Raw genomic sequence first — 22,502 nt, 5'->3', positions numbered from 1 at the left:
CGCCGTGGGGGTGGCGGGCGCCGGGTGCGGTCATCGGGGGGCCGGGCCCGGTCGAGCCGGGGCCAGGCCTGTCGCGTCAGGCCGGATCGCGGTCGAACAGCGCCTTCGACCAGCGGTGGCCGAGAGCGGCCAGGGCCAGGCACCAGGCGACCGCGAGCCAGCCGTTGTGGCCGATCCCGGTGCCGAGCAGCAGTCCGCGCAGGGTCTCGATGGCCGGGGTGAAGGGCTGGTACTCGGCAACCGGCTGGAACCAGCCCGGCATCGCGTCGACTGGGACGAACGCGCTGGAGACGAGCGGCAGGAAGACCAGCGGCAGCGCGTTGTTGCTGGCGGCCTCGGCGTTCGGGCTGACCAGGCCCATCCCGACCGCGATCCAGGTGAGCGCCAGGGCGACGAGCACCAGCAGCCCGAAGGCGGCCAGCCACTCCAGGACGGTGGCGTCCGCGGAGCGGAAGCCGATGGCGACGGCCACGGCCCCGACCAGGACCACACTGGCGACCGCCTGCAGCACGCTGCCGACGACGTGCCCGACCAGGACGGAGGAGCGATGGATCGCCATCGTGCGGAAGCGGGCGATGATGCCCTCGTTCATGTCGTTGGAGACCGACACCGCGGTGCCGATCACGGTGCTGCCGATGGTCATCAGCAGCAGGCCCGGCACGAGGTAGGCGATGTAGGCGGAACGGTCCGGGGCGCCGCCGGTGAGGCCCGCGCTCATCACGTCGCCGAAGACGTAGACGAAGAGCAGCAGCAGGACGATCGGGGTGAGCAGCAGGTTCAGGGTCAGCGACGGGTAGCGCCGGGCGTGCAGCAGGTTGCGCCGCAGCATGGTCGACGAGTCGCGGACGGCGAGCGGGAGAGCACTCAACGGACAGCCTCCTCGGGCCGGTTCGCAGGGGCGGAGCCGCCGGTCAGGGCGAAGAACACGTCGTCGAGGTCGGGGGTGTGGACGGTCAGTTCGTCGGCCTCGACGCCGACGGAGTCCAACCGGTCCAGGACCGCGCGCAGTTGGCGCTGACTGCCGTCGCTGGGCACCTGGAGCGTCAGCGCCTCGTCGTCCCGGACGGCTCCCGGCAGGACGCCCGCGGCCGAGCGGTGCGCGCCCGGGTCGGCGAACCGGAGGCGGACGTGCCCGCCGGGCACCAGCCGCTTCAACTCCTCCGCCGTGCCCTCGGCGACGATCCGACCGCCGTTCAACACGGCGATGCGGTCGGCGAGTTCATCGGCCTCCTCCAGGTACTGGGTGGTGAGGAGGACGGTGACGCCGTCGGCGACCAGGTCGCGGACGACCTGCCACATGCTGTGGCGCGAGCGCGGGTCGAGGCCGGTGGTCGGCTCGTCGAGGAAGATCACCCGGGGGTTGCCGACCAGGGTCATCGCGATGTCCAGGCGCCGCTTCATGCCGCCGGAGTAGGTCGAGGCGGGCTTCTTCGCGGCCTCGGTGAGGCCGAACCGGTCCAGCAGCTGCGCGGCGACCCGCCGGCCCTCGCGCCTGGGCAGATGGTGCAGGTCCGCCATCAGCCACATGTTCTCCTCGCCGGTGATCAGCCCGTCGACGGCCGAGAACTGCCCGGTGACGCCGATCGCGGCCCGCACCTCCTGCGGGGAGCCGGCGATGTCGTGGCCCGCGACCTGTGCCAGGCCGCCGTCGGCGGTGACGAGTGTGGAGAGGATCTTGACGGCGGTGGTCTTGCCGGCGCCGTTCGGCCCGAGCAGGGCGAAGACGGAGCCGGCCGGGATGCGCAGGTCGACGCCGTCGAGCACGGTCTTGTCGCCGTACGACTTGCGCAGTCCGACGGCGGTGACGGCGGCGGGTCGGCCGTCGATTGTCGAGGGCATGACAGATTCGCCCATGTGAACCTCCCGTTCGAGGAGTGGAGTGACAGGGGAAGGTGCGGCGGGGAAGATGCGGCGGCGGAGGAGCGGGACTGCGCGATGGGCCGCGGGGCGGGTCCGTCCCGGGCCGGATCAGTCCTTGGCGCGAACGATGTCGATGTTGCCGTGCCGGGTGCGGGCCCGGACCGTGACGGTGTCCTCGGACTCCCCCGGGGCCTCCGACGTGCTGAGCATGTTGCGCACCTGGCCCGTGCTCGAACTGACGTCGAGCCAGGCGGCCGTACCCTGCCGGATGCCGATCTCGATCGCCCCCGAGGAGGTCTCCAACTCCACGTTGCCGCGCGCCACATCGGCGACCCGGAGGGAGCCGTGCGCGGTGGTGGCGGTGACCGACTCCTCGGCGCACCGGATGTCGATGTCGCCGTTGGCACCCCTCACCCGCAGCTCACCGGTCACGGCGCCGACGCTGGTGTGCCCGTTGGAGTTCTTCAGGACGGCGCTGCCGTCGACCAGGCCGACGCGCAGACTGCCGGAACTGGTGGTGATCTCGGCCGAACCGTCCACCCGGTCCACGGTGATCCCCCCGTGCGAGGCCTTCACCGTCAGCGGGCCGGTGGCGTCGAACCGGACGTCGCCGGAGGACGTCTTCACGTACACCTCGCCGAGCCGGCCCTCACCGAGCACCTGGGTCCAGGCGCCGGTCACCTCGATGCTCGAACCCGCGGGCAGGTCGACCGTCACGTCGACGACGCCGGTGCGGCCGAACAGCCCGGCCTTGGGCGTCCGGACGATCAGCGTGCCGTTCGCGAAGGCGACCTCGGTCTGGCCGGCGGTCCGCACGTCCAGGTCCTTCTTCGGGTCGCGGGGCCGCACCTCGACGCGGGTGTCGATGCGGTCGTCCGCGCCGAACCGGATGGTGCCGGCCTCCACCTGCGCGGTGACGGAGATGGCTGCGGGAGTGTCGAAAGAAGGCATGGCTGTCCCGTCCTCCTGGGTCCTGGTGGCGTCCTCGCTGATGGGACGCCAGGTGGGTGAAGCGGTGCGGGTGCGGCGGTGCGGGTGGGGCCGCGGTGCGGGCGGTGCAGGTGCGGCGGTGCGGGTCGAGTGGGGCGGGGGCCGGGGGGCTAGCGCACCCAGCCCGTGATGCTCTGGCCGGCGGCCTGGATCGTCGGCGTCGCCCGCGGCCGCGGGGCACCGTCGACCGCCGCCGCGACGGCCCGTACGAGCCAGGCGTTGACCGACAGGCCCTCGCGGCCCGCGGACTCCTCGGCGCGCGCCTTGAGGTGCGCCGGCAGTCGCAGGTTGACGCGGGCGGTGCCGCCCTCATCCCCGTCGGCGGGCGCCGGAGCCGCCGCGAACGGTTCGACGGGCACCGGCGGCACCACGGTGGCAGCACGGTCGGCGGGCGGCAGGGTCACCACGAAGTCCGGATCCAGCCCGCGCAGCCGCACGTCGACCGAACCCGGGGCGAGCTCGCGGGTGACCTCGTCCATCGCGGCCGAGAGCACGTTGAGCATGGTCAGCCTGGTCGCCGACTCCAGCGGAGCGGTGAGCCGGTCGGCCAGCGCACGGGCGTCCTCCCCGCCGGCTTCGGCGGCCACCGCGAGTTCGCGTCGGAGGTTCTCGACATACGGGGTGAGGTCCATGACGCCATCATGGCACCACAATGGCGCCACACGCAAGCCTGCCCGGCACCACCAGGCGGTCCGATCCGCCTCCGACCACTTCTACCTGCGGAAACACTCCGGCGCCACGCTCGCTCGCCATGGCGCCCACTACAGCCCCTGCCGGCCTCCGCGGGCCTCATGGCGCCATATGGCACCACCTGCCACCACCTGGCGCCACCCCTGCGCCATCGTGTGCCAACCGGCGCCACTCCTGCGCCACCGTCGCACCGACCCGCCGCCGACCCGCCGCCGGCCGCCCCGCCGGCTCCCCCGCGGCAGCCGCGCGACGAAGGGCGTACACCCGGCACAGCCGGGTACCCGCTCGGCATGCTGACCCTGGGTGTGGAGGAGGAGTACTTCCTGCTCGATGCGGCCACCGGCCTGCCCACCGCCCGCGCCCTCCAGGTGCGCGCGGCGGCCGGCCTGCAGCCCGCCCTGGACCACGGCGAGGTCCAGCACGAACTGCTCCAGGCGCAGTTGGAGGTCGCCACCCCGGTCTGCCACGACCTGGACGAGATCGGCGGCCACCTCCTGCGCCTGCGCCACGCCCTGGGCGAGGCCGCCCGCGCCGACGGCTGCCTGCTCGCCGCCAGCGGCACGGCACCGTTCGCCGACCCCGACCGGCTGCCCGTGCCCGTGACACCCACCGCCCGCTACCGCGGCATGCACACGGACACCCGGCGGCTGACCGACGAGCAGCTGATCGCCGGGATGCACGTCCACGTCGGCGTGCCCGACCGCGACGCGGGCGTCACCGTGTTGAACCGGCTGCGTCCGTGGCTGCCGCTGCTGGTCGCCCTCGCCGCGAACTCGCCGCTCTGGCACGGCACGGACACCGGCTTCGCATCGTGGCGCACCATCGTCTTCGACCGCTGGCCGGTCAGCGGGCCGCCGCCGCACTTCGACGGCGCCCGCGACTACGCCGACCGGACCGCGGCACTGGTCCGCGACGGGCTGATCCGCGACACCGGCCAGCTCTACTGGCACCTCAGGCTCTCCGAGAAGTACCCCACGGTCGAGATCCGCGCGATGGACGTCCAGCTGCGGCCGGACGAGGCGGTGATGCTCGCCGGAATCGTGCGGGCCCTGGCCGCCCGAGCCCTGGGCGGTCGGACCCTGGACGGCAAGCGGCCCGACGGACCCGCCCGCGCCGGCGTCCGGCCGGAGCGGCTCGCCGCCGCCGTGTGGCACGCGGCCCGGCACGGCTGCACCGGCGCCGTCCTCACCCCCTCGGCCGAACGGCCGGTCCCGGTGGCCGACGCCGTGGCGGCCCTGATCGAGTACCTGGAGCCGGTCATCGGGACGGGCGACGACCGGCGCCACGTCGTGCCCGTCCTGGAGCGCCTGCTCACCGAGGGCAACGGCGCCGTCCGCCAGCGCCGCGAACTCCGCGAGCACGGCCGCCGGCACCTCCTCGCCGCGATCGCGGACCGGACGACGGGGTCCTGATCGCGCCGCAATCCCGAACCGCCTGATCCCGGTCGCGCGAGGTCCGATCGCACCGTGGCCCCCGGGGCGGGCCCGGCGGTCCGGCGCCGGTACGGGTGCGGCTCAGGGCCGTTCACGGGCCGCCGTTCGCAGCCGCGCCGGCTGCAAGGCGCCGTTCACGGGCGGCCGCTCGCGGGGCGGCCAAGAGGCGCACCGGGGCCGGCGGACCCGCCGACCGGCGGGTGTCCCGACGGCCGCCCCGGCTCCGCCGACCGCCGGCGGATCGCACACGCAGCGGCCCTGCCCAGTGCCACCGCACCACAACTACCATCCGTTAGAGGGCAGTTGGCGGAAGGGCAGCTCGCCCGGACCGGACCCGCGGACCGGTCGTCCGGGCGGTGGAGGCGGGCCCCCGGAACCTCCGTCTCCGGGTGGAGGGTGATGTCCTCACTGATCAGGAGGACCGCCCCCCGCAGGGCGCCGAGGATGGGATCCGGCCTCCGGCCCGAGGAGAGGAGTACCGCAGTGTCCGGTACGGTTCCGGCCCGCGCGTCCGACCCGGCGATCCCGCCGCAGCCGGGCCCCGGCCCGGCGGACCCGAAGGATCCCGCCGGCCCCCGGGCGGCCGGAGGGCGGCTGCCGCTGCTGGACGTCCTGCGCGGAGCGGCCATCCTCGGTACCCTGATGACCAACGTCTGGATCTTCACCGGGCCGGGCGCCGAATGGGGCGTCATGGAGGGCTCTTCGTCCGGTGGTTCGCTGCACCGGCTGCTCGACGACCGGTCACCGGAGGCCGTCGCCGAGACGCTCTTCCGGCTCGTGGCGGACGGCAAGTTCCTCGCCCTGCTGACCCTGCTGTTCGGCGTCGGACTGGCGATCCAGTTCGAGTCGGCACGCAAGCGCGGACGGCCCTGGCCGCAGAGCTACCGGCCGCGCGCCTGGTTCCTGTTCGCCGAGGGCACCGTGCACTTCGTCCTGGTCTTCGCCTGGGACGTCCTGATGGCCTACGCCCTGACCGCCCTGCTCGTCGCCCGGCTGCTGGCCGCCTCGGAGCGGCGCCGGCGGACCGCGCTGTGGACCGCCGCCGGCTTCCACCTCTGCCTGATGGCCGGACTCACCGCGGCGTTCGCCGCCACCGGCCCACCGCTCACCGCGCCCACCGGCCCCGACACCCGGATCGTCGACCTCTACGCCCACGGCAGCTACCCCGACCAGATCCTCTTCCGGATCGAGCACCTGCCCTACCTGCGGCTCGAACCGGTGCTCAGCTTCGCGCTGCTGGTGGTGCTGTTCCTGGTCGGTGTCCGGCTGTTCCGGGCCGGTGCCTTCGGGGCCGACGAACGGGCCCGCGGCCTGCGCCGCCGGCTGCTGCGGTGGGGCCTCGGCGCCGGCCTCCCGCTCACCGCCGCCGCGTCGCTGGCCGGCTCCGACGGCTTCCTGCTCCAGCGCTACGTGGCCGCCCCCGTGCTGGCCCTGGGCTACCTCGGGCTGATCGGCGCCCTCCTCGACCGGGTCCGCACCCCCGGCCCGCTCACGGCCGGCCTCACCGCCGTCGGCCGCACCGCGCTCTCCTGCTACGTCGCCCAGAACGTGCTCTGCGTCCTCGCCTGCTACGGCATCGGGCTCGGCCTCGCCGCCCGCTACGCCGACGCCGGGCCCTGGTGGGTGATGGCCCTCTGGGCGGCGGTCTCCGCCGTCCTGGTGCTCGCCTCCTCGCTCTGGCTCCGCCACTCCCCCGTCGGCCCGCTGGAATCCCTCCAGAAACGGCTGCTGCGCCACTGAGCGGCCCGCACCGTCCCGGGCCGTTCGGTGGTGCAGGGACCCGTGACGGGTCCGGGTGCGCGGGTCTGGGCCGGGCGCGGGAAGATAACAAGAAGCGAACGTTTGGCCGGTTCCGTCCGTGCGGGTCGCCGTCGGGCGGGGTCGGCGAGGCACCATGGGCGGCCCCGCCCGGAACCCGCACCCCCGCAGGAACGCCATGCCCGCACCCCATGCTTTCGCCGCCGCTGCTGCCGGAGCGGCCCTCGTCGTGCTCGTCGGCTGTGCGGGCGGTTCGGGCGGGGGCGGCGCCGCGACGACCGACCGGCCGGCGGCGGTGTCGAGCCCGTCCGGTGCGCCGTCGACGCCCGGCCCCTCGGCCACGCCCACCACTGCGACGCCCACCGCAACCCCCACGACGACGCCCACGCCGACCGCCACGACGGCGCCCGCCGCACCGACCGCCCCCGACCCCGCGGTGGCCCGTACCCGGGCCGCCGAGCTGTCGATCCCCTCGATCGGGCTGGCGGGGCTGAAGGTGGTCCCGTACCAGGGCACCACGGACGACGCGCCCGGCACCAGGATCCAGGACCGCGGTGCGGGCGCCAGCCCGTTCGGGGCGCAGGGCGGGGTCGGACCGGGCGAGGTGGGCAACTACCTGGTGACCGCCCACCGCCTCACCGCGGGCGGCCCGCTGCGGGACCTGCCGTCCGTGCGCAACGGCGACACCGTGCTGGTCGTGCTGGACGGCACCGAGTACGAGTACGTGGTCACGGAGACGCGCAGTACGTCGTTCCGCTCCGCGCGGTCGCTGGCCGAGCAGCGGGCGGCCGTCCCGGGGCGGCCGGGCGAGGCGGCCGTCCAGCCGATGATCACCGTGTCGACCTGCGCCACCCCGGAGGACAACGCCGCCGGCAACCGCTGGCGGGACGCGAACGGCAACCCGGAGCACCGGATCGACAAGGTCGGCGTGCTGCGCGCCACCCGCCCCGCCTCCTGAGTCACGGCCCGGGAGGCCGCGCGCGGGACCGGCCGGTGTGCGGCCCGTCGGCGCGGGACGCCGCATCCCGGCCGGGCGGCCCCGGCCTCAGACCGCGGCGGTGACGACGATCTCGACGCGGACCTCGGGGCGGTAGAGCTTGGCCTCGACGGTGGCGCGGGCGGGGGTGGCGCCGGCGGGCACCCAGGCGTCCCAGGCGAGGTTCATCTCGGCGAAGTCCGCGACGTCCGCGAGGTAGATCTCGGCGCGGAGGATCTTCGCCTTGCCGCTGCCGGCCTCCGCCAGCAGGCGGTCGATGCTCGCCAGCACCTGCTGCGTCTGGCCCTCGACCCCCTGGGTGAAGTCCGCGGCGACCTGGCCGGCCAGGTAGACGGTGCCGTTGTGGACGACGGCCTCGCTCATGCGCTCGCCGGAGCCGAACCGCTGGATCATGGGGGACCTCCTGAAGATCGTCGGGGAGCGCGATAGTAGCGGCGGGTCCGCGCCACCGTCGGGACCGTCCACGATCCGGCCGGACGCCACCCGCCGGGGCCGCAGCCGGGCCGCCGGGGTTCGGATGGCCGGTTCCCGCCGTCCGGAGCGGCGTCCCCTTTCGGCCACCCCTCCGCCAACCCGGCGCGCGCCACTCGGGTCCGGCTCGACGAGTTGTCCGGACGACTGCCGGCACCGCACCCCGGGGGCCGTACCGGAACATGTCAGGTCGGGGCGCCGCACCCTGCGCGACGCCCCTTCCCGGCTCCACCGCTTCGTGCCCGCCGCAGCGCCTGCCACGTGCGCCGCTGCCGACGGGAGCAGTGGCCTGATCGGGTCCCCGCCGATACCGGCCACGGCGTCAGTGCGGCCAGCTGCGGCCGGAGTTGACCGGAGTCGGCCGGCAAAGACGAAGCAAAGCCAAACTGGTCTGGACCTCTTGACGCGTTGGTATGGACCTTTCTAGTCTCGCCGGAGCACCTGCGGCCACCACCGCGCAGCGTGTGATCACGGACCTCCCCCACCTCCGTCCGTCCGCCCCCACGTCGAGGAGTTCTGTTGAGCACTCGAACCACCACCATGCGCAGAAGCAGGTTGAAAGCCGCAGCAGCGGGTCTGACCGCGCTCGTGCTCCCGCTCGTCGCCGTCGTCGGCCTCTCCACCCCCGCGCAGGCCGCGACCTCCGCCACCGCCACGTTCGCCAAGGGCTCCGACTGGGGCGCCGGGTTCGACGGCAAGTGGACGGTGAAGAACACCGGCACCACCACGCTGACGGGCTGGACCATCGAGTGGGACTTCCCCACCGGCACCAGCGTCGGCTCCGCCTGGGACGCCACCGTCACCAGCGCCGGCAACCACTGGACCGCCAAGGACAAGGGCTGGAACGGCACGCTCGCCCCCGGCGCCTCCGTGACCTTCGGCTTCAACGGCGTCGGCTCCGGTGCGCCCAGCGGCTGCAAGCTCAACGGCGGCTCCTGTGACGGCACCGACCTGCCCGGCAACAAGGCGCCGACCGCCCCCGGCACCCCGACCGGCTCCGACATCACCGACACCGCGCTGAAGGTGTCGTGGACCGCCGCGACCGACGACGTGGGCATCAAGAACTACGACGTCCTGCGCGACGGCGTGAAGGTCGCCACCGTCAACGGGCTCACCTACAGCGACGGCAACCTGACCGCCGGCACCAACTACACCTACACCGTTGTCGCCCGCGACACCGCCGACCTGACCGGCCCGGCCAGCGCGCCGGGCACGCTGCGCACCACCGGCGGCGACGTCGTCATCGGCGACAAGGTCAAGCTCGGCTACTTCACCAACTGGGGCGTCTACGGGCGCAACTACCACGTGAAGAACCTGGTGACCTCCGGCTCCGCCGCGAAGATCACGCACATCAACTACGCGTTCGGCAACGTGCAGAACGGCAAGTGCACCATCGGCGACGCCTACGCCGACTACGAGCGCGCCTACACCGCCGACCTCTCCGTCGACGGCGTCGCCGACACCTGGGACCAGCCGCTGCGCGGCAACTTCAACCAGCTGCGCGAGCTGAAGCGCCTCTACCCGCACATCAAGGTGATCTGGTCGTTCGGCGGCTGGACCTGGTCCGGCGGCTTCGGCCAGGCCATGCAGAACCCGGCGGCCTTCGCCAAGTCCTGCCACGACCTGGTCGAGGACCCGCGCTGGGCCGATGTCTTCGACGGCATCGACCTGGACTGGGAGTACCCGAACGCCTGCGGTCTGAGCTGCGACACCAGCGGCCCGGACTCGTTCAAGAAGATGATGCAGGCCATGCGCGCCCAGTTCGGCAACGGCCTGGTCACCGCCGCCGTCACCGCCGACGCCTCGGCGGGCGGCAACATCGACAAGGCGGACTACGCGGCCGGTGCGCAGTACATGGACTGGTTCAACGTCATGACCTACGACTTCTTCGGCGCCTGGGCGGCCAAGGGCCCGACGGCCCCGCACTCCCCGCTCACCACGTACAACGGCATCCCGAAGGCGGGCTACAACTCCGCCGAGGCCATCGCCAAGTACAAGGCGATCGGCGTGCCGGCCGACAAGCTGCTGCTCGGCATCGGCTTCTACGGCCGCGGCTGGACCGGCGTGACCCAGTCCGCCCCGGGCGGCACCGCGACCGGCGCGGCGGCCGGCACCTACGAGACCGGCATCGAGGACTACAAGGTCCTCAAGAACACCTGCCCGGCCACCGGTACCGTCGCCGGCACCGCCTACGCCCACTGCGGCACCAACTGGTGGAGCTACGACACCCCGGCCACCATCGCCTCGAAGATGAGCTGGACCAAGGACCAGAGCCTGCGCGGCGCGTTCTTCTGGGAGTTCAGCGGCGACACCGCCAACGGCGAGCTCGTGAACGCCATCCACACCGGCCTCCGGTAGGCCCACCCGCTCCGAGCGGCCCGCCGGTTCCCACCGGCGGGCCGTGCCGCGTCCCGGGGCCGGGCGTCCGGCGCCGCGCTACTCCTGGAGCCCCGCCGCGGCGCAGGCGGCGGCCCGGTCGCCGGTGCAGATGTCGGAGACCTTGTACAGGCCGTCCACGACGACCGTGCCCTTGATGTTGGCCCTGGTGACGACCACCGGCTTCAGGAGCCGGGCCGGGATCCGCTCGTCGGTGCTGCTGTCGATCGTGGACGGCGCCACGATCCTGGCCTCCTCGCCGCGCAGCAGGGCGACGGCGATCTCGGCGGCACCGTCCGCGAGCGGCTTGTACGCCTTGTAGACGGTGTACGCCTGCTCGCCGGTGACGATCCGCTGGATCGCGTCGAGCCCGGCGTCCTGGCCGCCGACCGGCACGTTGATGCCCGCGCTCTTCAGCTGCGCGATGACCGCCGCGGCCATGCCGTCGTTGGCCGCGTACACGGCGTGGATGTTGTTCTTGCCCAGCTGGCTGATCGCCGCCGCGGTCTTCTGCCCGGCCACCGCGGGCTTCCACTCCCCGGACTGCTCGTAGGCGATCTTCTTGACCTTGCCGTCCAGCGCCCGGTGGGCGCCCGCCTTGAACTTCGCCGCGTTCGGGTCCGCCTCGTCCCCGTTGATCATGACGATGTTCGCCTCGGACGCCTTCGGCCCCAGCGCGGTGAGCAGTGCCTCGCCCTGCAGCTCACCCACCTTGAAGTTGTCGAACGACACGTACGCCGCCACCGGCCCGGTCGCCAGCCGGTCGTACGCGATGACCTTCACGCCCCTGCCGGCCGCCTCGGTGACCCAGTTCCGGGTGACCCGGGCGTCGACGGCGTCCAGCAGGATGACCTTCACGCCCTGCGCGACCAGCTCGTCGAACTGTGCCTTCTGCTTGTCGGCCGAGCCCTCGGCGTTGGCGTACTTGACGGTGCAGGTGGAGCAAAGGGCGGTGACCTTGGCCTCGATGAAGGGCTTGTCGAACAGCTCGTAGCGCGCGGAGGAGCTGTTCTCCGGGAGCAGCAGGCCGATCGGCGCGCCCTCGGTTCTGGGGCCGCTGCTCGGGGCGCTGCCGCCGGCGTCGCCGCAGGCGGTCACGACGAGGGCCAGCGAGACCGCGGCGCCGCCGACGGCGGTGCGGCGCAGGAGTGCATGCATGTGGGGGGGCCTCCCTGACGGGGCCGCGCGGGGTGCGGCGAGGTGGGAGGAGTCAACCCACGACGGGCCCCGGCGTCAATATGTGAACGTTCGATGGCGGACTTCTGGATCTTTTCGTTACCCGTGTGAACGCCGGCCCCGGCCGCCGATTCCGCCGTGAACTGCGGCAATTACGCGACTTCCGAGCCCACCTGACGACCGATCACCCCGACCGGCGATTCAAGTAGTGAAGCGACGCGGCCGGCCCGCGTCAACGGAGGTAGGTTGGGCCCACTCGAACGAGGAGTCGCACCATGCCCGTCCGCCCCGGCCACCGCCCCCGCCTGCTGTTCGTGTCCGACCTCGCCTACCCGGCCCGGGGCCGGCGGTACTGCGACGAGGACATCCTCCTGACCTCCCGGCTGCGGGCCGACTTCGACCTCGCCGTCTGCCACCCGCTGGACGCCGCGGCGCTGATGGACTCCTTCGACGCGGTCGTCGTCCGCAACAGCGGTCCCGTCCTGCACTACCGGCAGGCCTACGACGCCTTCCGCGCACAGGCCCTGGCACGCGGCACCCGGGTGTACAACCCGCTCACCGGCCGCGCCGACATGGCCGGCAAGCAGTACCTGCTGGACCTCACCGCCGCCGGCCACCCGGTCATCCCGACCGTCGACCGCGCCGAGGACCTCCCCCTCCTGCCCGCCGCCGACCGGTACGCCGTCAAGCCCAAGGCGGGCGCCGACTCCATCGGCCTGGAGTTCCTCGACCGGGAGCAGCTCGACGGCCTCGCGTACGGCGAGGTGCTGGTCCAGCCCCGCATCGACTTCCGCTACGAGGTGTCCTTCTACTACGTCGACGACGCCTTCCAGTACGCCCTGCACGCCCCCGACCCGGAGCGCCGCTGGGTGCTGGAGCCGTACCACCCGACCGCGGCCGACCTCGCGTTCGCCGCCGGCTTCATCGACTGGAACACCCTCGACCACGGCATCCAGCGCGTCGACGCCTGCCGCACCCGCGACGGCGGGCTGCTCCTCGTCGAGCTGGAGGACCTCAACCCCTACCTCTCCCTCGACCTGCTGGACGCCGGTACGCGCGACGCGTTCGTGGCCGCGATGACCGCCTCCCTCCACCGCTTCCTGGCGGCCCCGGCCGGCTGAGCCCGACACGCCGACCGGCTGCGGGCCGGGCGGCCCGGGGAGGCCATGGCGGTGATCGCCGACACATTCCGTTGTTCGAACGTTCGTGCCAGGATCGGCAGGGAGGCGGCATCCGCGCCGCCGCGTTCGGCGAGGTCAGGGGGACCAGCGGATGTGTACCGCGTTCATCAGCATCGACCCCGCGTCGGCGGTGCCCGTCCTGCTGCTCTCCGTCCGGGACGAGTACGCCGGACGCAGCTGGCTGCCGCCGGAGCGGCACTGGCCCGCCCAGCCGTCCGTTGTGGGCGGGCTCGACCTGGTGGCCGGCGGGACCTGGCTGGCGGCCTCCCCCGGCGGTGACGGCTCCGCACCCGCCGCGGCCTGCCTGCTGAACGGTTTCGGCACCGCGGCCCCGGCGACCGGCCGGAGCTCGCGCGGGGAGCTGCCGCTGACGGCGCTGCGGGACGGCGGGATCGACCGGCTCGACCTCGACCGCTACGACCCCTTCCACCTCGTCCTCGCCGGGCCGACCGGTGCCCGGGTGGCGAGTTGGGGCGGCCCCGGCAGCCGGCTGCGGGAGACCGCACTGCCGACCGGCCTGAGCGTGGTGCTCAACGACGGGCTGGAGGGCACGGCCGAGAACCGGACCGCCTCGGAGCGCGTCCGCGCCGTGATGGCCGCCCGCGCCGACCACTTCCGGGCCCGCTTCGGGGCCACCGAGCGGCCCCTGCCCGGCCTCGACACGGCCGCCGCCGACACGGTCGACGCCGCCTGGGGCGGCTGGCTGCCGATCGTCTCCGGCGACGGCCTGGCCCTGGACGCCCCGGCGGCGCTGATCCAGCGGCGCGACTTCGGGGACGGCCGGATCTGGGGCTCCTCCTCGATCTCCCTGCTCGCCTTCGCCCCCACCGGCCTGCGCTACGACTTCACCCAGGCCCCGCCCGCCGACACCGGTCACGACTGGCGCCGGATCGTCTGAGCGCCCCGCACCGACGGCCTCCCCGCCGGACAGTGGGCACTGGCCCACCACGCCGCCGGCGAGCACGGCACGCTCTCCCTCGTCTACGACCGGGTGCACTGAGCCGATCGGGTGAATTCGCCGGTCCGGTGGCGCGGCGCGGGAATCGGTTGGTGGGCGGACGGGTTGGCGCCGCTGTCCACCCCGAACCGAGGAGCCGACATGTCGATCGAACCCGCCCAGGCCGGGCGCCATCGCCCGGAGGCGCGCCACTGCACCGCTGCATTGCTGACGGACCGTCGGGAGCGGCGGCTCCGCTCAGCCCCCGGTGAGCCTGCACTCGTCATCGGTGCCGCCGCTGCGGCACGGCCCCTCGCCGTGGCGCGGGGTGGTGGCGGCCGGCGCGGGCTTCGCGGGGCCGTGCTGCCCGGTACCGTCCGGCGTGCCGGGGAAGGCCGTGGAGAGGGCGAGGAACCCGACGGCGAGCGTCACCAGCACCTGGGTGACGGCGGTGATCGGCGCGGCCCGCCGCACGGCCAGTGCGAACCCCGCCGCGACGAGGGCCAGGATGCCCAGGCCGGTCGCCACGTCGCTGTAGTCCGGGTCGCCCTGGGCCGCCCACTGCTCCATCCCGGCCATCAGCCCGAGGTAGGCCAGGGCTGCCGCCTCCGACAACAGGAGCGCCAGGCAACCCAGCACGTCGCGCAGCCGCGAGTGGCTGCGCCGGGTCGGCGGGCGATGCACCCGCGCGGTCAGCGGCATGCGGGCCATCCTGCCACGCCCGTCGGCCGCGCCCCTGAGTACGGGTACTCAGAACCCGGCGGAACAGCGGCCGACTCGGGAACGCAGGCGCCGGCCAGGCCCTACCATCGCCGCATGCCGATACCCGACGAACGGTCCGACCGCACCCTGCGGGCGACGCACGTCCCCTGGCGGGCGACGATCCTGAAGCACACCAGGACCACCGGTCGGCCGTCGTACGACGAGCCGCCCTTCGACGACGGAGTGCCGGCCGACGACGGCGTGCTCGCCGAGCGGGACGGCCTGCGGATCGTGGGCCGGAACGGGGCGGTCGACTGTGTCGACGCCGCCGGGCGGACCCGCTGGACGCACACCTTCGCGGGGAGGGCGAACGACGCACACCTCTCCTCCGGGCGGGTCCTGGTGACGACCGACTCGCACGAGTACACCGCGTGGGGCGTGCTCGGCCCGGCCCTGCTGCTCGATCTGGCGGACGGCCGCGTGGTCGCGGAGCTGCGCGGGGCGAGCGGGACCGTGCTGCGGGGCGGGCGTTTCGTGCTCGGCCTGGAGGGCTACGACGTCTTCGACACCTGGGAGTACGACCGCGACGGCCGGCTCGTGGACACCTGGCGCAGCTACGGCCACTACGTGGTCGGCACCGGCCTGCGGGTGGTCGAGTGCGACCGGCGGATCCCGACCGGGAGCCGGGTGGTCCGGCTGCTGCCGGGCGGGGTCGTCGAGCGCGGGCCGCGGCTGCGCGACCCGCTGTGCCCGCGCCCGGTGGTCCTGCCGGACGGCACCGTACTCGTCCTGGACGCCGGGGTGCTGCGGGCCTTCGACCGCGCGTTGCGGGAGACCGTGCTCGCCGAACTGTGGACCTCGGAGGCCGAACGGGAGCAGCGCGGCATCGGGTCGCTGCGACGCAGGGGCGACCGGCTGACCGCCGTCCTCGCGGTGCAGCATCCGGACCGTCCGTCGACGTACACGGTCGACACCTGGACGCTGGTCCTGCGCGGGGGCGGGGAGGGTGTTGCTGCGGCGCCCTGACCCCGCGGCGGAACCCCCGCCCTGCCCCGCCGAGACCCGCGCCGGCACCGCGCCGGCACCCCCGGCGGCGGCGGTGCGCCGGAGCGGCCGGGGGAGCTTGATCGGGCTAGGCTGGGCGAGGAGGCTCCGCGCCGGTCCCGCGCCGGACAGGCGTCGTGTCGCGCTGCGCGAGCTGCTCCTCGGACGGGCCAGGCCCTTCCCGCACCCGGGCTGACGGAACGGAACGGCCGTGCACCAGACTGCTGTGGAGGTCGAAGTGACCGTCGCCGCGCCGCACGGGTTCGGGCTGTGGATGCTCGGCGCCTTCGTGCTGACCTTCGTCGGGACCAGGGTGATCACCCGGCTGATCCGGGCGGGCCGCGGCCCGTTCCGGGACGTGGCGGTCGGCGGCACCCACATCCACCACCAGGTGTACGGGATCATGGCGATGCTGGTGGCGGGGGCGGTCGAGTTCTCCTACCGTCCGGGGACCCCGGGGGCGCAGATCCTGGCGGCGCTGTTCGGCGCGGGGGCGGCCCTGTCGCTCGACGAGTTCGCGCTCTGGCTGCACCTGGAGGACGTGTACTGGGCGCAGGAGGGCCGCAAGTCGATCGATGCGGCGTTCCTGGCGGTGGCGGTGGGCCTGCTGCTGGTCGCCGGGTTCAACCCGTTCGCGGACATCGGCCAGGGCATCGCGAACCACCTGGTGTTCGTCGGGTTGATGCTGGTCAACGTGGCGCTGTGCGTGGTGGCGGTCCTCAAGGGGAAGACGGCGCTCGGCGTGATCGGGCTGCTGGTGCCGTTCGTGGCCCTGGTGGCGGCCATCCGGCTGGCCAAGCCGACCTCGCCGTGGGCGCGCTGGCGCTACCGGCCGGACTCCCGCAGCGCCGAGCGTTCGGCCCGGCGCTACCCGCCGGACCGCCGGACCAGGATCGACGCGCTGAAGGACTTCGTCGGCGGTACGCCCCACCGCTGACGCACCGTACCCGGGCCGGCACGCGGCCCCGGCGGCTCCGGACCGCGCGTCGGGTACGGCAGCAGCCGACTCAGGACCGCCCGTCGGAACCGGCCGCGGCACCGGGCTCCGCCGAGGCTGCGGGAACGGCGGGAGCGGCGAAGACCGGGCCGAGGTAGCCGTGCAGGGCGCGCTTCAGTTCGCGGGTCATGGCCGCCCGTTCACCGCCCTCGGGGGCGGCGACGACGAGCGGGATCATCGCCTGGAACAGCTGGATGGCGACCCTGGCGGTACGGGCCCGGTCGGGGTCCGGCAGGCGGGGGGCACGGGCGGCGACGACCGCTTCGACCCGGCCGACCAGGGCCTCCTGGGCGGGGCGGACGGCGTCGGTGAGGCCGGCGGGCATGTCGGGGCGGGCGAACAGGGCCTTGAAGCCGGGGTTGGCGACGTTGAAGGCGACGATCGGGTCGACCATCCGGTCCAGCAGGTCGTCGAGCGACCCCTCGGCGCCCGGGGCGTCGCCGAAGGCGTCGCGGTGGGCGGCGAGCAGCTGGGCGGTGAAGCGGTCGGCGAGGGCCTGGGCGATGGCCTCCTTGTTCGGGAAGAACTGGTAGAGCGAGCCCGGGGAGATGCCGGCCTGTTGGGCGATCGCAATGGTGGTGGCCTTCTCGTAGCCGCTGGCGGCGAACACCACGGCGGAGGCATCCAGGATGTCGGCCATCCGGCGCTCGCCGCGGGCCTGACGGCGCCTGGGCGCAGCCGGGGTCGCCCCCGAGGCCGCATCCGTCGCCACCGCACCCGAAGCCGCGCCCGAGACTGCACCCGCACCCGCACGCACCGACGCCGACGCCCGTACGCCGCCGCTCTTCGTCCGCGCGCCGCTCGCCGGGGCCTTCCCCTCCGTCATCGGACTCCCTCCTCAGATCCGGCCCGTCCGCCTGTCGGACACTCCGCTTGAAAACACGAATGATCATTCGTAATCTGGCGCGGCCGGATGAAACGCGAATAGGTATTCGCATACTACCCGTGGGGGGACCCTTGCTCGGGAGATTCGTCGTACAACGCGCCAGGTGGATCGTTCTGGCCGGCCTCGCCGTTGCGCTGCTCGCCGCGGCGATCGCGGCCGGTGCGCTCAACGCGCTCTCGCTCAACCGCTTCGAGGCCCCGGGCTCGGAGTCCATGAAGGTCCGCGACGTACTCGCCCGGGAGTACGGCACCGGAAGCCCGAACCTGGCCCTGCTGGTGACGGCCGCCCGGCCCGGCACCGGGGTGGACGACCCGGCGACCGCCGAGGCCGGCCGGGCGCTCACCGGCGAACTGGCCGCCCACCCGGGCGTCGGACGGGCCTGGTCCTACTGGGACCGCACCACCCCGGCGACCGCCGACACCCTCCGCAGCACCGACGGCCGCCAGGCCCTGGTGCTCGCCTGGGTACCGGGCGACGCCGACCACGTCCGCCGGCAGGTCCTGCCCGGGCTGGCCGAGCACTTCACCCGCACCACCGACGCCGTGGACGTCCGGGTCGGCGGCGGCGACGAGGTGTTCCGGCAGGTCATGCAGCAGGCCCGGCAGGACTTCCTGCGCGCCGAACTGCTCGTCCTGCCCGCCGTCCTGCTACTGCTCTGGTGGGTGTACCGGCGGATCGCGCCCGCCCTGGTGACCCTCGGCATCGGCCTGGTCGCGGTGTTCGGCTCCCTGGCCCTGCTGCGCGGGGTCCTCGCCTTCACCGAGATCTCGACCTTCGCCTCCAACCTCGCCCTGGTCATGGGGATCGGACTCGGCGTCGACTACGGCCTGTTCGTGGTGTTCCGCTACCGCGAGGAACTGCGCGCGGACCACGCCGTCCCCGAGGCGATCGCCCGGACGGTCCGCGGCGCGGGCCGCACCGTCCTGTTCAGCGGCGCCACGGTGGCCGCCTCGCTCGCCGTCCTGCTGGTCTTCCCGTTCCCCTTCCTCAGCTCCTTCGCCTACGCGGGGATCGCCGTGGTGGCGGCCGCGGTCCCGGCCGCCACCGTCCTGCTGCCCGCCGCCCTGGTACTGCTCGGACGGCGGCGGGTGGAGCGCAGGTCCCCGGCCCGCGAACCGCTGGACGGCTTCTGGTACGCCACCGCGAACCGGGTGATGCGCAGGCCGCTGGCGGCGGGCGGCGCGGCGCTGGGCGTCCTCGTCCTGCTGGGGGCGCCGTTCCTCGGGGTGCGCTTCGGGCTGCCGGACGACCGGGTGCTGCCCGCCTCCGCACCGGCGCGCCAGCTGTACGACCAGGTCCGGGCCGGGTTCACCGCGGAGGAGGCGGACGCCGTCCAGGTCCTCACCACCGGCGCCGCACCCGGGGCCGTCGGCCCGTACGCGGCCGAGCTGTCCCGGCTCGCCGGGGTCGCCCGGGTCGACTCCCCGGCCGGCTCCTTCCGCGCCGGGAGCCCCGTCGCCCCCGACCCCTCCCCTGCCGCCGGCACTGACACCGGCACCGGCACCGGCCGGCTGCTGACGGTCGTGCCCACCGCGGAGCGGCTCGCCGCCGACCCGACCGGGCTGGTCCGCGGGATCCGGGCGCTGCCGGCGCCGTTCGCCGTCCAGGTCGGCGGCTACCCGGCCGAACTCACCGACTACCGGGACGGCGTCACCGCCCGGCTGCCCCTGGTCGCCGGACTGATCGCGGCCGTCACCTTCGTCGTGCTGTTCCTGATGACCGGCAGCGTGGTCGCCCCGCTCAAGGCCACCCTGCTCAACCTGCTCAGCCTCTCGGTGATGTTCGGGGTGCTGGTCCTGGTCTTCCAGGAGGGCCGCCTCGCCGGCCTGCTCGGCTTCACCCCCACCGGCGGCATCGAACCGAGCGTGCCGATCCTGATGTTCTGCATCGCCTACGGCCTGTCGATGGACTACGAGGTCCTGCTGCTCTCCCGCATCAAGGAGGAGTACGACCGCACCGGCGACCCGTACGGCTCGGTGCCGGCCGGCATCGCCCGCAGCGCCCCGCTGGTGACGGCCGCCGCCACGATCCTCGCGCTCTCCTTCGCGGTGTACGCGACCGGGCAGGTCGTCTTCCTGAAGCAGCTCGGCATCGGCATGGCCCTGGCCGTCCTCGTGGACGCCACCCTCGTCCGCGGCGTCCTGGCCCCGGCCCTGATGCGACTGGCCGGCCCGGCCAACTGGTGGGCCCCGCCCGCCCTGCGCCGACTGCACCGCCGCCTCCCCGCCCTGGACTGAACGCCCCGCCCGACCGCCCTCACTTCGGCCGCCGCACGGACCCGAACCCGTGCGGCGCGCCGGGGTTCAGGAGGAGGAGCACCCGGCGCCGAGCAGGAGGCAGCGGCCGAGTGCGGTGAGCAGCCAGGCGGCCAGGGCTGCGGGGAGCGAGCCCCACCAGTCGACGCCGCCGACGAAGGCGGTGAAGCCTACACCAGTGCGCCGTTGACCCAGCCGTTGGTCGTGGCGAGCCGGACCCGGTCGACCGGCAGGCGGTGGCGCCGGAAAGGGCGCTGCGTGCACGTCCGCCCGCGTCCGGGCCCGGAAAGCACGAAAGGCAAGGGCGATCTCCGCTCCTTGCCACTCCTAAGGTATAGCGCACCGGGGGCCTTGCGGCAAGGCCCCCGTGGTGGCGCAGAATCACTGCCCTCAGCCGAAAGCCGCGAAAACGGGAGATCCACGAATTGCCTCTGCACATGTCGCCCGCAGCACCGCACGCGCCTGCGGAACCCGACGGCAGCCACACCCCCACGCGGATCGGAGTCGACGACATGACCCCCTCGGCCACCGGTGTGTTCGACCTTCCCGGCCACCTCGGCGCCAAGGCCGACCCGGCGCTGATCGGCGACGACGAGCGGCACTTCGCCGCGGTCGCGGCGAGCCTCGACGAGACGATCGCCGAGCTGTCGGAGCGCCTCGACGCCGTACGGAGGGCGCCCGGCGGGGTCGGCCGCGAGGCGATGGACCGGGACAGCGAGATCCACCGGCTGACCTCCCGGCTGCGCACCCTGCGCCGCTTCGGCGCGGACCTCTGCCTGGGCCGCACGGTCGGCGCGGACGGCGCCGAACCGCTGTACGTCGGGCGGCTCGGCCTCACCGATGCCGCGGGCCGCCGGCTGCTGATCGACTGGCGCTCCCCGGCCGCCGAGCCGTTCTTCTCGGCCACGCACGGCAACCCCGCGGGCCTCGCCAGCCGGCGCCGCTACCGCTGGACCCGGGGCCGGATCAGCGACTACTGGGACGAGGTGTTCACCGCCGAGGCACTGGAGGGGCACGCCGCGCTGGACGACCAGTCCGCCTTCATCGCCAGTCTGGGCGGCAGCCGTTCGGCCCGGATGCGGGACGTCCTGGCCACCATCCAGGCCGACCAGGACGCCGTCGTCCGGGCGGGCTCGCGCGGGGCGCTGGTCGTCGACGGCGGCCCGGGCACCGGCAAGACCGTCGTCGCCCTGCACCGCACCGCGTACCTGCTGCACGCCGACCCGCGGCTCGGGCACCGCCGCGGCGGCGTGCTGTTCGTCGGCCCGCACCAGCCGTACCTGGCCTACGTCTCCGACGTGCTGCCCAGCCTCGGCGAGGACGGCGTGCGGACCTGCACCGTGCGCGACCTCGTCCCCGAGGGGGCGGACGCCGGGGTCGAGGCGGACCCGGAGGCCGCCCGGCTGAAGTCGTCCGCCGCGATGGTGCGGGCGATCGAGGCGGCCGTCCGGATCTACGAGGAGCCGCCCACCGAGGGTATGACGGTCTCCACCGACTGGGACGACCTGTGGCTGAGCGCCGACGACTGGGCGCAGGCCTTCGACGCGCCCGAGCCGGGCACCCCGCACAACGAGGCGCGCGAGCAGATCTGGGAGGAGCTGGTCGCGATCCTGCTGGACAAGCTCGGCGACGAGGACCTCCCGCCCGAGCTGCTGCGCCGCTCGCTGCAGCGCGACGAGGACCTGGTCACCGCGCTGCACCGGGCCTGGCCGATGATCGAGCCGACCGACCTGGTGGGCGACCTCTGGACGGTCCCCGCCTACCTGCGGCTGTGCGCGCCCTGGCTCGCCCCGGAGGACGTCCGCCGGCTGCGGCGCGCGGACGCCCGCGCCTGGACGGTGTCCGACCTGCCGCTGCTGGACGCCGCCCGCCGGCGCCTGGGCGACCCCGGGACGGCACGGGAGCAGCGCCGCCGGCGCGCCGCGGAGGCCGCCGAGCGCGCGCGGATGGCCGACGTCATCGACCACCTGGTGCAGGCCGACCTCGACGGCGAGGGCGCGGTGACCATGCTGCGCGGGCAGGACCTGCAGGGCAGCCTGGTCGACGCGGCCGCGCTGCCCGGCACGGAGGCGGAGCCGTTCGCCGGCCCGTTCGCGCACATCGTCGTGGACGAGGCACAGGAGCTGACCGACGCGGAGTGGCAGATGCTGCTGCAGCGCTGTCCCTCGCGCAGCTTCACGATCGTCGGCGACCGGGCACAGGCCCGGGACGGGTTCGCGGAGCCGTGGCGGGAGCGGCTGGAGCGGGTCGGGTTCGACCGCATCGAGGTGGCCTCGCTGGGCATCAACTACCGCACGCCCGCCGAGGTCATGGCGGAGGCCGAGCCGGCGATCCGGGCCGCACTGCCGGACGCCAACGTGCCGACGTCGGTCCGCAGCAGCGGCATCCCCGTGCGCCACGGCTCCGCCGCGGAGCTGGCGGCGGTCGTCGACGGCTGGCTCGCCGAGCACCCCGAGGGCACCGCCTGCGTCATCGGCGCCCCGGGCTTCCAGGAGCGGGCGCGGGTCCGCTCGCTGACCCCGGCACTCGCCAAGGGGCTCGAATTCGACCTGGTCGTCCTGGTCGACCCGGACGCGTTCGGCACCGGGGTGGAGGGGGCCGTCGACCGCTACGTGGCGATGACCCGGGCGACCCGGCAGCTCGTCGTCCTCACCGGCGCCTGAGACCGGCGCCGGCGCCCCGGGGCCGCCCGACCGGCGTTCGGGCGGGCGGGGGGGGGGGGGCCGGCGGGGGGGGGCCGGCGGGGGGG

The 22,502-nt window shown here is 74.2% G+C and carries 18 protein-coding genes; 10 read left to right on the top strand and 8 right to left on the bottom strand.

Annotation, left to right across the window (positions count from 1 at the left end):
* Positions 1-76 precede the first annotated feature (76 nt).
* The 4 genes from ACWGB8_RS30200 to ACWGB8_RS30185 form a co-directional block, all read right to left on the bottom strand.
* Complete coding sequence (locus tag ACWGB8_RS30200; RefSeq protein ID WP_452216795.1) at positions 77-868, bottom strand: ABC transporter permease; 792 nt, start codon at positions 866-868, stop codon at positions 77-79.
* The gene (locus tag ACWGB8_RS30195) at positions 865-1,854 is read right to left on the bottom strand and encodes an ATP-binding cassette domain-containing protein (protein ID WP_452216794.1); all 990 of its coding nucleotides are present in this window, start codon (positions 1,852-1,854) and stop codon (positions 865-867) included. The genes ACWGB8_RS30200 and ACWGB8_RS30195 overlap by 4 nt, the downstream gene beginning before the upstream one ends.
* 114 nt (positions 1,855-1,968) lie before the next feature.
* A complete protein-coding gene (locus ACWGB8_RS30190) occupies positions 1,969-2,811 on the bottom strand; it encodes a DUF4097 family beta strand repeat-containing protein (RefSeq protein WP_452216793.1) in 843 nt (280 codons plus the stop codon).
* A 149-nt stretch (positions 2,812-2,960) separates the two neighbouring features.
* On the bottom strand, positions 2,961-3,482 hold the full coding sequence (locus ACWGB8_RS30185) for a hypothetical protein (protein WP_452216792.1): 522 nt from the start codon (positions 3,480-3,482) through the stop codon (positions 2,961-2,963).
* Positions 3,483-3,830: 348 nt separating this feature from the next.
* Here ACWGB8_RS30185 and ACWGB8_RS30180 point away from each other — a divergent pair, with 348 nt between their 5' ends.
* From ACWGB8_RS30180 to ACWGB8_RS30170, 3 genes are all read left to right on the top strand, one after another.
* Entirely contained in the window at positions 3,831-4,952 is a 1,122-nt protein-coding gene (locus tag ACWGB8_RS30180) for a carboxylate-amine ligase (protein ID WP_452216791.1), read from the top strand.
* A gap of 543 nt (positions 4,953-5,495) precedes the next feature.
* Complete coding sequence (locus ACWGB8_RS30175) at positions 5,496-6,713, top strand: DUF418 domain-containing protein (RefSeq protein WP_452216798.1); 1,218 nt, start codon at positions 5,496-5,498, stop codon at positions 6,711-6,713.
* Positions 6,714-6,909: 196 nt separating this feature from the next.
* Entirely contained in the window at positions 6,910-7,689 is a 780-nt protein-coding gene (locus ACWGB8_RS30170; protein WP_452216790.1) for a class E sortase, read from the top strand.
* A gap of 87 nt (positions 7,690-7,776) precedes the next feature.
* Here ACWGB8_RS30170 and ACWGB8_RS30165 read toward each other — a convergent pair whose 3' ends face one another.
* Positions 7,777-8,121: a RidA family protein gene (locus ACWGB8_RS30165; RefSeq protein WP_452216789.1), complete on the bottom strand. Its 345-nt coding sequence runs from the start codon at positions 8,119-8,121 to the stop codon at positions 7,777-7,779.
* A gap of 618 nt (positions 8,122-8,739) precedes the next feature.
* Between ACWGB8_RS30165 and ACWGB8_RS30160 the strand changes: the two genes are divergently transcribed.
* A complete protein-coding gene (locus tag ACWGB8_RS30160) occupies positions 8,740-10,557 on the top strand; it encodes a glycosyl hydrolase family 18 protein (protein ID WP_452216797.1) in 1,818 nt (605 codons plus the stop codon).
* Between the two features lie 78 nt (positions 10,558-10,635).
* On the opposite strand, the gene ACWGB8_RS30155 is transcribed toward ACWGB8_RS30160, so the two are convergent.
* Positions 10,636-11,733 (bottom strand): sugar ABC transporter substrate-binding protein, encoded by a 1,098-nt coding sequence (locus ACWGB8_RS30155; RefSeq protein ID WP_452216788.1) that lies wholly within the window; start codon positions 11,731-11,733, stop codon positions 10,636-10,638.
* A gap of 293 nt (positions 11,734-12,026) precedes the next feature.
* Here ACWGB8_RS30155 and ACWGB8_RS30150 point away from each other — a divergent pair, with 293 nt between their 5' ends.
* Entirely contained in the window at positions 12,027-12,872 is an 846-nt protein-coding gene (locus tag ACWGB8_RS30150; RefSeq protein ID WP_452216787.1) for a hypothetical protein, read from the top strand.
* A 151-nt stretch (positions 12,873-13,023) separates the two neighbouring features.
* On the top strand, positions 13,024-13,830 hold the full coding sequence (locus ACWGB8_RS30145; protein WP_452216786.1) for an NRDE family protein: 807 nt from the start codon (positions 13,024-13,026) through the stop codon (positions 13,828-13,830).
* A gap of 297 nt (positions 13,831-14,127) precedes the next feature.
* On the opposite strand, the gene ACWGB8_RS30140 is transcribed toward ACWGB8_RS30145, so the two are convergent.
* Positions 14,128-14,571 (bottom strand): DUF6234 family protein, encoded by a 444-nt coding sequence (locus ACWGB8_RS30140; RefSeq protein ID WP_452216785.1) that lies wholly within the window; start codon positions 14,569-14,571, stop codon positions 14,128-14,130.
* Positions 14,572-14,685: 114 nt separating this feature from the next.
* Here ACWGB8_RS30140 and ACWGB8_RS30135 point away from each other — a divergent pair, with 114 nt between their 5' ends.
* The gene (locus ACWGB8_RS30135; RefSeq protein ID WP_452216784.1) at positions 14,686-15,597 is read left to right on the top strand and encodes a hypothetical protein; all 912 of its coding nucleotides are present in this window, start codon (positions 14,686-14,688) and stop codon (positions 15,595-15,597) included.
* A 229-nt stretch (positions 15,598-15,826) separates the two neighbouring features.
* Positions 15,827-16,552 (top strand): hypothetical protein, encoded by a 726-nt coding sequence (locus ACWGB8_RS30130; RefSeq protein ID WP_452216783.1) that lies wholly within the window; start codon positions 15,827-15,829, stop codon positions 16,550-16,552.
* 70 nt (positions 16,553-16,622) lie between these two features.
* Here the strand turns inward: ACWGB8_RS30130 and ACWGB8_RS30125 are convergent, their stop codons facing one another.
* Entirely contained in the window at positions 16,623-17,438 is an 816-nt protein-coding gene (locus tag ACWGB8_RS30125; protein WP_452216782.1) for a TetR/AcrR family transcriptional regulator, read from the bottom strand.
* 119 nt (positions 17,439-17,557) lie between these two features.
* On the opposite strand from ACWGB8_RS30125, the gene ACWGB8_RS30120 reads away from it, so the two are divergent.
* Both ACWGB8_RS30120 and helR read left to right on the top strand, forming a co-directional pair.
* Positions 17,558-19,735: an MMPL family transporter gene (locus tag ACWGB8_RS30120; RefSeq protein ID WP_452216781.1), complete on the top strand. Its 2,178-nt coding sequence runs from the start codon at positions 17,558-17,560 to the stop codon at positions 19,733-19,735.
* Positions 19,736-20,265: 530 nt separating this feature from the next.
* Positions 20,266-22,416, top strand: coding sequence for an RNA polymerase recycling motor ATPase HelR (helR, locus tag ACWGB8_RS30115; protein WP_452216796.1), 2,151 nt, complete (start codon positions 20,266-20,268; stop codon positions 22,414-22,416).
* The last annotated feature ends 86 nt before the right edge of the window (positions 22,417-22,502 follow it).

The sequence above is a fragment of the Kitasatospora sp. NPDC054939 genome, from assembly GCF_053610105.1.
The sequence above is the reverse complement of the archived record's forward strand: the minus strand, read 5'-3'. Positions and strand labels throughout refer to the sequence as shown.

Excerpts from the sequence above, each read along its gene's own strand:
- ACWGB8_RS30155 (WP_452216788.1), bottom strand. The coding sequence starts at position 11,733 with ATGCATGCACTCCTGCGCCGCACCGCCGTCGGCGGCGCCGCGGTCTCG.
- ACWGB8_RS30125 (WP_452216782.1), bottom strand. The coding sequence starts at position 17,438 with ATGACGGAGGGGAAGGCCCCGGCGAGCGGCGCGCGGACGAAGAGCGGC.
- ACWGB8_RS30190 (WP_452216793.1), bottom strand. The coding sequence starts at position 2,811 with ATGCCTTCTTTCGACACTCCCGCAGCCATCTCCGTCACCGCGCAGGTG.
- ACWGB8_RS30185 (WP_452216792.1), bottom strand. The coding sequence starts at position 3,482 with ATGGACCTCACCCCGTATGTCGAGAACCTCCGACGCGAACTCGCGGTG.
- ACWGB8_RS30135 (WP_452216784.1), top strand. The coding sequence starts at position 14,686 with ATGCCGATACCCGACGAACGGTCCGACCGCACCCTGCGGGCGACGCAC.
- ACWGB8_RS30180 (WP_452216791.1), top strand. The coding sequence starts at position 3,831 with ATGCTGACCCTGGGTGTGGAGGAGGAGTACTTCCTGCTCGATGCGGCC.
- helR (WP_452216796.1), top strand. The coding sequence starts at position 20,266 with ATGACCCCCTCGGCCACCGGTGTGTTCGACCTTCCCGGCCACCTCGGC.
- ACWGB8_RS30160 (WP_452216797.1), top strand. The coding sequence starts at position 8,740 with ATGCGCAGAAGCAGGTTGAAAGCCGCAGCAGCGGGTCTGACCGCGCTC.
- ACWGB8_RS30195 (WP_452216794.1), bottom strand. The coding sequence starts at position 1,854 with ATGGGCGAATCTGTCATGCCCTCGACAATCGACGGCCGACCCGCCGCC.
- ACWGB8_RS30145 (WP_452216786.1), top strand. The coding sequence starts at position 13,024 with ATGTGTACCGCGTTCATCAGCATCGACCCCGCGTCGGCGGTGCCCGTC.
- ACWGB8_RS30165 (WP_452216789.1), bottom strand. The coding sequence starts at position 8,121 with ATGATCCAGCGGTTCGGCTCCGGCGAGCGCATGAGCGAGGCCGTCGTC.
- ACWGB8_RS30150 (WP_452216787.1), top strand. The coding sequence starts at position 12,027 with ATGCCCGTCCGCCCCGGCCACCGCCCCCGCCTGCTGTTCGTGTCCGAC.
- ACWGB8_RS30140 (WP_452216785.1), bottom strand. The coding sequence starts at position 14,571 with ATGCCGCTGACCGCGCGGGTGCATCGCCCGCCGACCCGGCGCAGCCAC.
- ACWGB8_RS30170 (WP_452216790.1), top strand. The coding sequence starts at position 6,910 with ATGCCCGCACCCCATGCTTTCGCCGCCGCTGCTGCCGGAGCGGCCCTC.